We start from the raw sequence: 1,767 nt of genomic DNA on the forward strand, positions 1-1,767 counted from the left end.
CCGATCCTCCGCACATAGCTGAGTCGGATGAACTGATGAGGTGGCCGGTACTTCAGTGGGTGTGGGTCGTTGGAGTGGACGTGCCGATATCTCGTTCGCGTCGTTCCCGGGTTCAGCGTCCCCGCATGTCGGTCGAGCTGGCACCTGTGGTGGAGAGGCGTCTGGGCGCTCTGCCTGCCTCTGCCGAGTTTCTGCGCCGGTTGGACGTGGCCGGGATCATCGACGAGCTGTGCCCCGTCCGGGATGTGGCACATCTGACGCACGGGCAAGTCATCGAGGCGCTGGTCGCCAACCGGCTGTCCTCGCCGACCTCGATGGTCCGGGTGGAGGACTGGGCGCGGAAGTGGGCGGTCGAGGAGGTCTTCGGCATCGAGCCTGACCTGCTCAACGACGACCGTATCGCCCGCGCCCTGGACGCTATCGCCCCGCACCTGGAGGAGATCACCGGCTCGGTCGGCGCCCAGACCATCGCGGAGTTCGGCATCGACACCGCCCAGATCCACTGGGACATGACGTCGATCTCCATGTTCGGCGCTTATCCGGACCAGGAAGAGCAATTCGCGCAGGTCAGATACGGTCACCCCAAGGACCGGCGGGTGGACCTGAAGCAGGTCCAGGCCGGAGTGGCTGTCACCCGCGACGGCGGCATCCCCGTCTTCCACCGCGCCTACGACGGCGGCGCGGGCGAAGTCGCCCAGGTCGTCGGCGCGATGAAGGCCCTGCGGAAGATCGCCGACCGCAAGGACTTCCTGCTCGTCGCGGATTCCAAACTGGTCTCCTACCCCAACATCACCGCCCTGCTCGACGCCCGGGTCCCCTTCGTCGCCCCCATACCCGCGGCCCAGGTCAAGGCCGGCTTCTACGCCACGCTCGACGTCCAGGCCGCCGAGCTGGTCGACTACGTCAACGACCGCGACTGTGACCGGAACACCCCCGCCGACCAGCGCCACTCCTACCGGGTCCTCGAAGACGTCCATGCCATGGCAGGACCGCGCAAGCGCGACCCGGTCCACCACCTGCGCCGGATCCTGGTCCACTCCACCGGCAACGCCGAGGGCCAGCGCAAAGCACGCGCCAAACGCCTGGCCAGAGCCGCCGAGGAACTGGAAAAACTGCAGAAATCGGCCGGCGGCCGGTACTACACCACCGCCGAGAAGATCCAGGCCCGGATCGGGGTGATCACCAAGTCCCGCCGGGTCGCCAGCTGCCTGCGCACCGCCGTCACCGTCGGCCCCAACGGGAAACCCGCCCTGTCCTGGCACTTCGACCAGGATGTCCTGGATACCGAAGCCGCCGCCGACGGCTGGTACTGCCTGGTCACCGCTCTGACTCCCGAACAAGCCGACGCGGCCGAGGTCTTCCGGCGCTACAAAGGCCAGGGGGTGGTCGAACGTCGTTACGGCGAGTTCAAAGGCCCCCTGGCCGTCGCTCCGCTGTTCCTGGAGCACAACCGCCGCATTACAGCCCTGATCACCGTGATCTGCCTGGCCCTACTGGTCTACTGCCTGATCGAACGCCAAGTCCGTCAGGCCCTGGGCCCCGAGCAGACCATGGCCGGCCTCTATCCCGACAACCGCAAGGTCCGCCCCACCGGCCGCATGATCCTCTACCACCTCGACGGCCTCACCCTCCGACCCGGCACCACCACCGACCCACCCGTCATCCTCGTCAGCCAAGGAGTCCAAGCACACCTGCTCGAACTCCTCGGCATCGACGAAACCCGACCCCGCTGGCTGGAGACCTAAAACCCCATGTGCGAAGTCACCG

General features: G+C 67.1%; 1 protein-coding gene. It reads left to right on the plus strand.

The genetic code is table 11. The annotated features are described in order from the left end of the window. Nucleotides 1-125 precede the first annotated feature (125 nt). A complete protein-coding gene (locus tag ACRWND_RS30665) occupies nucleotides 126-1,745 on the plus strand; it encodes an IS1634 family transposase (RefSeq protein WP_431955215.1) in 1,620 nt (539 codons plus the stop codon). The last annotated feature ends 22 nt before the right edge of the window (nucleotides 1,746-1,767 follow it).

The organism is Actinacidiphila sp. bgisy167, from assembly GCF_965342175.1.
Lineage (GTDB): Bacteria > Actinomycetota > Actinomycetes > Streptomycetales > Streptomycetaceae > Actinacidiphila.